The 8,001-nt window shown below is 44.8% G+C and carries 6 protein-coding genes; all 6 read right to left on the bottom strand.

What is annotated here, in order from left to right:
• Nucleotides 1-14 precede the first annotated feature (14 nt).
• The 6 genes from DW793_RS15220 to DW793_RS05475 all read right to left on the bottom strand — a co-directional run bounded on the left by DW793_RS15220 (nt 15) and on the right by DW793_RS05475 (nt 7,752).
• Nucleotides 15-698, bottom strand: a complete 684-nt coding sequence (locus tag DW793_RS15220; protein WP_252969680.1) for an ABC transporter ATP-binding protein — start codon at nt 696-698, stop codon at nt 15-17.
• Nucleotides 692-1,849 (bottom strand): ABC transporter permease, encoded by a 1,158-nt coding sequence (locus tag DW793_RS15225; protein ID WP_252969682.1) that lies wholly within the window; start codon nt 1,847-1,849, stop codon nt 692-694. The genes DW793_RS15220 and DW793_RS15225 overlap by 7 nt, the downstream gene beginning before the upstream one ends.
• Nucleotides 1,849-3,582 (bottom strand): ABC transporter ATP-binding protein, encoded by a 1,734-nt coding sequence (locus DW793_RS05460; RefSeq protein WP_290126974.1) that lies wholly within the window; start codon nt 3,580-3,582, stop codon nt 1,849-1,851. Before DW793_RS05460 ends, DW793_RS15225 begins: the two co-directional genes overlap by 1 nt.
• A gap of 131 nt (nt 3,583-3,713) precedes the next feature.
• Nucleotides 3,714-6,185 carry a beta-mannosidase gene (locus DW793_RS05465; protein WP_118157289.1) on the bottom strand — a complete coding sequence of 824 codons (2,472 nt, stop codon included), beginning with the start codon at nt 6,183-6,185 and terminating at the stop codon, nt 3,714-3,716.
• Nucleotides 6,186-6,196: 11 nt separating this feature from the next.
• On the bottom strand, nt 6,197-7,267 hold the full coding sequence (locus tag DW793_RS05470) for an FkbM family methyltransferase (RefSeq protein WP_118157290.1): 1,071 nt from the start codon (nt 7,265-7,267) through the stop codon (nt 6,197-6,199).
• A gap of 68 nt (nt 7,268-7,335) precedes the next feature.
• Nucleotides 7,336-7,752: a PH domain-containing protein gene (locus DW793_RS05475; RefSeq protein WP_117863546.1), complete on the bottom strand. Its 417-nt coding sequence runs from the start codon at nt 7,750-7,752 to the stop codon at nt 7,336-7,338.
• Nucleotides 7,753-8,001: the final 249 nt, after the last annotated feature.

Genomic DNA, 8,001 nt, shown 5'->3' on the forward strand with positions numbered 1-8,001 from the left:
CAAACACCATTGTATCAGGTCTTAACGCCTGAGAACTGCGTCTGATAAAGTCTGTAGTAACAGCCCTTGGCGGCGATAAGCTCCTCATGGCTGCCCTGCTCTGCAACACGTCCGCCGTCGATAACCACTATCTTATCTGCGTCACGGATAGTGGAAAGTCGGTGGGCGATGATAAGGGACGTTCTGTTTTTCATAAGAGCCACCATTGCGGACTGAATGTGCATTTCAGTTCTGGTATCAACCGAGGAAGTGGCTTCGTCAAGAATAAGTATCTTCGGGTCGGCAAGCACTGCTCTTGCTATGGAGAGAAGCTGACGCTGACCTTGTGAAAGGTTTGAGCCGCCCTCGGCAAGCACTGTGTCATAACCCTCGGAAAGTCTTTCTATAAACTCGTCTGCGTTCGCAAACTTTGCCGCCGCCTTTATTTCATCAAGGGTGGCGTTTTCTCTGCCGTAGCGGATATTTTCTTCTATGGTGTCATTAAAAAGCACTGTATCCTGCAAAACTATGGCTATGGAACGTCTGAGCTTGTCTTTCGGGATATCGTAAATGCTCTGACCGTCTATGGTTATCTCACCGCTGTCAACGGGATAAAATCTTGTGAGGAGGTTCACTATGGTGGTCTTGCCTGAGCCTGTTGCACCGACTATGGCTATTTTCTGACCTGCTTTTACGTCAAGATTGAGGTCTTTTAGCACCTGCTTTTCAGGAACATACGAGAAGTCGATATGCTTGAAGTCGATATCGCCTTTGACGTTTCCACCTCAAAGTCAGCATTGCCCTCGTCAGTTTCCTTATCGGCGTCCATGACCTCAAAGATACGCTCTGCGCCTGCTATTGCGGTCTGAATGTTTGCAAACTGATTTGCAATCTCATTGATAGGACGTGAGAACTGTTTTGAATAGAGTATAAAAGCCTGAATAGTTCCCACTGTTATAAAGCCTTTTATTGCGAACCAGCCGCCAAATGCAGCGATAAGGATAAAACCGAAATTGGATATTAAGTTCATGCAAGGACCCATTACACCACCGAATATCTGAGCTTTTATGCCGCATTTTTTCAGATTGTTGCTCATTTTCTCGAACTTGTCAACAGCGTCCTGTTCTTTGCCATAGGAAACTACAGTTCTATAGCCCACTACCATTTCTTCAACTTCACCGTTTATCTCGCCAAGAAGCACCTGCTGTTTGATGAAGTATTTCTTCATATACTTTGTGAGAACGCCTGAAACGAATATGGTAAGGAACACTGTAGACAGTGAGATAAGGGTAAGAAGCGGTGAATACAGAAGCATTATGACAACTGTTCCCACTATGGTCAGCACGCCTGAGATGAGCGAGCCTATAGACTGGGAGATAGTTGTGGAGATATTCTCGACGTCGTTTGTCATACGGCTCATTATATCGCCGTGGCTGTGGGTATCGAGATATTTTACAGGAAGTCTTACAAGGCTTGAAAACAAGTCTTTGCGCATGGTCTTTACTGTGTATTGTGAAAGCTTTGCGGAGAATATTCCCTGCATATAGGTGAAAACAGAGGACAGAAGATAAACTGCCCCAAGACCTATGAGCGTTTTGCCAAGCGCACCGAAGTCAACGCTTGTTTTCTTTTTGGTGAGAGTAATGCAGTCTATAGCTATTTGCTGTATTGACGGTGCGGCAAGATTGAGCAGAGTTATAATGAGCATTACACCGATAAGAGCGAAAAACAGATATCTGTTTCTGCCTATATAGCCGATAAGCTTTTTAAGGGTGTTCTTTGCGTCCTTAGGCTTTTCCATTGTGAGCCTTGCACCGTGAGGTCCGCCCGGTTTTCTTCCGCCGGGTCCCATTGGAGGCATTGGAGGCATTACACTTCACCTCCTGACGTTTTTACCTGTGAAGCGTAGATATCCTGATATACCTCGCAGGTCTTTAGCAGATTTTCATGGGTATCGCAGGCACAAAGCTTGCCGTGGTCAAGGACGGCTATCCTGTCACATGATTTTACGCTCTGGATACGCTGTGCGATTATGATAAGGGTAGTGCCGTTCATTTTGCGGTCTATCTCGGCACGGAGCTTAGCTTCTGTGCCGAGGTCGAGGGCGGAGGTGGAATCATCGAGAATAAGGATCTCAGGTTTTTTTAGTACCGCTCTTGAGATAGAAAGCCTTTGCTTCTGACCGCCTGACAGTGAAGCACCCTTTTCTGCTATCATGCCCTCATAGCCTGCAGGTATTTTCTGAATGAACTCGTCAGCCTGTGCTGCCTGCGCGGCGGAGATGACCTCATCATGGGCAGCGTTTTTGTCGCCCCACTTTATGTTGTCCTCAACTGTGCCTGAGAAAAGCTCGCTCTTTTGCAGGACTATTCCCACTTTCTTTCTAAGCTCGTCAAGCTTGCAATCCTTGACGTTCACGCCGTCAACAAGGACTTCTCCTGCTGTGCAATCGTAAAATCTTGGGATAAGATTTACAAGTGAAGATTTTCCCGAACCAGTTGCACCTAGTATGGCGACGCTCTCCCCTGACTTTATATCAAGGGTAAGGTCTGAGATAACAGGTCTGCCCTTGGTTTCAGGATAGGAGAATGAAACGTTTTTAAAGCTCACTGTGCCGCCTGTTTTATCTGAAAGGGAAACGCTGCCGCTTTTTATAACAGGGTCAGTTTCAAGGACTTCTCTCAATCTGTTTGCAGATGCGGAAGCCTTTGCGAGGGTCTGGAACATCATAGACATCATCATTACGCCATGCAAGACCTGAGTAAGATATGTGATAGCCGCCATGACCTCGCCGACCTTCATAGCCTGCGCCTGCACCTGCCAGCCGCCTATAACTATAACGGCAATAACAGACAGATTGAGTATTATCATAAGAAGCGGCTGAAGAATAGCCATAAGGGTCTGAACACGGAGGTTTGATTCCATAAGGCTTATATTGGCATCGTCAAAACGCTTTTCTTCTGTATCCTCTCTCACATAGGCTTTTACTACTCTTGCGCCTGTGACGTTCTCCTGAACCACAGAGTTTACGGTGTCAAGACGTTTTGCAACGATAGAATAGTATGGGTTTGCCTTTTTGAGAATTATTATCATCATGATTATCTCGACAGGCAAGGCACATAGGATTATTATTCCAAAGCGAACGTTCAGAGTGAGCATCATGATTATTCCGCCGAAGAACAGCAGGCTGTCACGCACCAACATTCTCAGCATGAAGTCTACCATTTGCTGGATAGCGGTTATATCCGCTGTAAGACGTGTTACCAATGAGCCTGTGGTGAACTTGTCGGTCTGTTCAAATGAAAGTCCCATGACACGCTTAAAAACGTCCACACGCAGATCTCTTGAAAAGCTTTGGGAAGCTATCCCACCGAATGCAGAAGCCGCAATTCCGCAAGCTCCGCCGCCTATAAGAACAAGGAGCATGAGAAGTCCCGTTCTTATGATAAGATCCATATCCTGACCCAGCACGCCATCGTCAACTATTTTTGACATAAGCTTTGGCTGAAGCAGGTCGCCCAGCACTTCTCCCACCATGGATAGAGGTGTCAGCACCGCAAACAGTGCATAGGGCTTCAAGTATTTGCTTAGTTTTACTTTCAAAGCAGTTCCTCCTAAAATTTTATTTCAGGCTACTTATACGCAGGATAGCTTGATATGTACATTTGCAAAGCACAAGCATTGCGTGTTTATAAACATCAAATTTTCCATGCCGGAAACATAGTGTCACAGCCCTAATTGTGCATTATCTCAAGCTCCTCGGACAGCTCCTGCGCTGTCATTTTTCTGCTGAGGGAGGCTTTGTCTATCATTATGGTAACAGGCTCTTTTCCGTGGATATCGAACCAGTTGTCAGAGAAAACGCAATCTGCGGTTTTTAGGCTGAGGCAAACGCTTTTGGCATAATTCTCGGCACAGAATGTCAGGGCGAATTTATCCTCGCTTTCTGATATGCCGTAGGTTATGGCAGGCTCTAGGAAGGTAAATTCTTTTGGGCGCACAAAGAGGGTTGTGCCGAAGCTCAACACCTTGCCGTTTTCCATAATGGAATATTCCAGATATTTTTCACGAGGGTCGGTACGGTTTTTAAGCTCGTCTGAAAGGTCGATAGTAAGGACGTTTTGTGCGGTAAGAGCCGGAACGTTCACGGACTTTTCTCCGCTTTGCAGAATTTCAGCTTTATTGTTTCTAAGCGTCCATTTTACCACGCCCTCAAAGGCTGTCATTCGTTCGTTGGATATGTTAAGGACAGGCTTTTTCCTATGGGTATCGTCGCAGGAGATAAGGCATGGGGCGTAAAAACGCTTTGCATAATAATGCAGACCTTTCCACCTGCCGAAATAGTCGATACTTGACCATGAGATAACAGGGTTTGAATCGTTCACCTGCCAATATGCTGAGCCCATACATCTGCCCCTTGCACGTCTCATATGCTCAACATTTGAGCGTATGCAATCCGCCTGAACGAGCTGTGAGGAATAGATGAGCTGTTTGAAATCGTACGGATATCTCACCATTTGTGCAAGATAGTACATTATCTTCTCGTTGCCCTGAACGCACTTCTGATGTGCCTCCATAACTGGTGAGCAAAGGTCAAAGTCGCCCTTTGTTTCGTCGGCAAAGGCACGGCAGGTCTTTATATCAGGCAGGCTTTCAAAGCCGTATTCTGAGCAGAAGCGGTAATAAAATTCTCTGAACGCTTCGATAGGCTTGAAGTTGTGCCAAACGTCCCAATAGTGCATATCCCCTGCATGGTTCGATGATGCGTCCTTGAAGCCTCCCCCTGATGAAGGTGATGACGGCCAATAGAAGGTGTTTTCGCAGGGGTCATAGGCTTTAAGCACCTGTGGGATAATATCCTCAAAAATGATAAGATAGTCACGCTTTGCTTCCTCGTCCTCGGGAAGACCCCAATATTCCCATGCGGATTCTATCTCGTTGTTGCCGCACCACAGACCAAGGGACGGGTGGTTTCTCAGGCGGATAACATTGTCACGAACTTCCCCACGGACAGTTTCTTCAAACTCCTCTGTGAGCAGATATGCAGAGCAGGCGAACATAAAGTCCTGCCATACTATGATACCATTCTCGTCGCAGTAGTCATAGAAATACTCGTCAGGATAATAACCGCCGCCCCACACTCTTATAAAGTTATAGTTTGCGGCTTTACAGTCTGCAAGGAGCTTTCTTGTTTTCTCCTCGTTACAGCGTGTGACTATCTGGTCTTCGGGGATATAGTTTGCGCCCATGGCAAATATCTTCACGCCGTTGTTTATAAAGCAGAACTCCTCGCCCCACTGATCTTTTTCACGGCTGACAGTTAAAGTTCTAAGACCTATGCGCTGTGTATTTTTATCAGCGCACGAGCCGTTTTCATCATACAAAGTCACTGCACAGATATAGAGTGGCTGTTCGCCATAGCCGTTCACCCACCAAAGCTGAGGGTCGTTTATCACAAGCTCTGTTTCATAATATTCTGCACTTTCCTCCAGGCTTATGTCAGCTTTTGCGGCGATATTGCCCTGAGGGTCGGATATTTCCACCATAGCTTTTTTACAGCCGTGGTTTTCTATATGCAAAAGGGCTTTCAAAGTCACTTTGTTATCGGTGTGCTTTTGGCTGTAGTAGACGTCAAGTATACGTCCTGCATCTGGGACGATAAGGGATACACTGCGCCATATTCCCATGTCAGGGAGCATTGGACCCCAATCCCAGCCGAACATACAATGGGCTTTTCTTATATGTGTATAGCCTGTCATGGTGGAGTCAACGCCCCAAAGGTGACGTTTTTCGTCCATTTCTTTTATGTATCTGTTTGGCGAGGTTATTTTCACTGTGAGAGTGTTGTCCCCCTCTTTGATAATACCATGGACAGGAAGCTCCCACACTCTGTGCATATTGTTCACTCTGCCAAGGTGAATGCCATTGAGATAGACGTTTGCTATGGTATCAATGCCGTCAAAGTGCAGGACAGTATGCTCGCACTCCACTGTGGTCTTATCTGCGGTGAATGTAGTTTCAAAATCGTAATCATCATCACATATCTGAGTGGAGATATACTCGTTCTCACGATAATATGGGTCGGGTATCTTTTTATAGTCAAGCAGGGTCTTATATACAGAGCATGGAACTTTGCAATCAAAGCTCTCCTGCGAGCCTGCTTTTTTCATTTTCCAGTTATCGTTAAGGCTTACTGTTATACTCATTATTTTTCTCCTTATTTATCATGAACGCAGAAAAGGTTTGTTTCCCATGCGGGGTAATATCTTTCCTGACGGATATAGAATTTGTATCCTTTGCAAAGGCTGTTTATATACAGAGGCAGGGTGATGTAATCATATGGTCTGTGATACAACGCACAGCATATTTTGGGAGCATAGCGTGAAATGGTATATTCACTGCCTTTGATAGCTTCTAGGTCTGCTCCCTCAACGTCATATTTTATATAGGTGCATTTTTTGCCTGCAAGAACGCTGTCCAGACTTCTTGCACGAACCTTTTTTCCTGCGGCATCTACTCTGCCCTGTCTGCCTGCGCCACCTGCGAAATAAAGCTCGGTATCAATGCACCATGCGGCGGCATTGTAAAGGCTTATATTGTCATTGGCTTTTAGATTTTTCAGGCATTTCTGAAAGTTTTTTCTCTCAGGTTCGAGAGCATATATTCTCTCATACTTTCCCCCTGTGCGTGAGATAAGCTCTGCGGCAGTGTCGCCTGTGTATGCTCCCAAGTCGCAGTATATCTCGTTTTCTCCAAGGGGAAGTATCTCGGTTATCTTGTCCTTATCAGTAAATATCTCACGGAGATAAGAAAGCTTGCCTGTTATCTTGAACGCTGTCAGCTTTTCAAAGGTAAGCTTTGAAATATCGTCATCAAAAAGGCGGTAAGCTTTTTCAGCCTGAGAATACATTGAGAAAAGCTTTTCCTTGCTGAAATTTTCATCGCCTGCAACGCACATTTCCGGCACTATGACCTCGCAGCTTTTTTCAATATTGTCGATACGCTCCATTATCTCAGGCAGGCTCGTGCCAAAGCCAAGCACAACTGTGATATTCCCAAACTGCGCTTGCACCTGTGAGAAAGTCTGCACCTTAAACCCTCTGAAGCTTTGTCCGCGGACAAAATCGTCGCTTGCAAAAACACCTGTGCATTTTATGCCAAGTCTATCAAATTCATCAAGAAGCTTTTCCGCTCCGTCGCCCATGCCGTATATGAATATCGGCTTTTCGCAGGTCTTGAGCCTGTCCCACGAGCTTTCAAGGGACTGAAAATATTCTTTTGAAAACATTCACACTTTCCTTTCCAAAAAAGGCTCTCACAGAAAGATCTGCGAAAGCCCCTTATTCTTATAGAACTTTATATGATATCGTCATGGATATCAAAATCATCATGATCATGGCAATGACCGCCGTCACCGCCGACCATATCTCTACCCCTTACACGGTATCTATCACGATTTATATTGATATACTTATCAAGCTGTGCAAGCACATCTCTTGGTGCTTTTATGGACTTGACTTCCTTAACAGGCGTATCAACGTCTTTGACATTCATTACTATTGTGCCACAGCCGAACATTCTTTGTCCGAACGGCAGGACAAGCTTTTTGTCGACGACCCTATAAAGGTCAAGCTCGTCTTCCTCTATGCTGAGAAAACCCTTGCGTGTTATAAACTTATCTTCTGTGAGAAAATATCTTGTAAATGATATAGGCAGACCAAAAATCGTTCTTTTCTTATCTGTCCAAATGTAATTGATAACGTCTTTTTTCATAAAACGACGTCGCCTCCCTCAACATGATCTATAATTTTTTACAAAGACATCATTGCAAACTGGTGGCACAAAAAAGCTGCTGACCATGTTTTTTGCGATGATCCTCCCGTATATTTTACCACGCAATAAAGCTTTTGTCAAGAAATTATATTTTGTAAAAGCTATGTAAAAATACCATTCATTTATATATTTCTATATCATTTCGCAAATATTAATAAATGTAAAATCACACATTTATCTTAATATTTT

Source organism: Ruminococcus sp. AM31-15AC, assembly GCF_003462045.1.
Lineage (GTDB): Bacteria > Bacillota > Clostridia > Oscillospirales > Ruminococcaceae > Hominimerdicola > Hominimerdicola aceti.

Excerpts from the sequence above, each read along its gene's own strand:
- DW793_RS15225 (WP_252969682.1), bottom strand. The coding sequence starts at position 1,849 with ATGCCTCCAATGCCTCCAATGGGACCCGGCGGAAGAAAACCGGGCGGA.
- DW793_RS05465 (WP_118157289.1), bottom strand. The coding sequence starts at position 6,185 with ATGAGTATAACAGTAAGCCTTAACGATAACTGGAAAATGAAAAAAGCA.
- DW793_RS05470 (WP_118157290.1), bottom strand. The coding sequence starts at position 7,267 with ATGTTTTCAAAAGAATATTTTCAGTCCCTTGAAAGCTCGTGGGACAGG.
- DW793_RS05475 (WP_117863546.1), bottom strand. The coding sequence starts at position 7,752 with ATGAAAAAAGACGTTATCAATTACATTTGGACAGATAAGAAAAGAACG.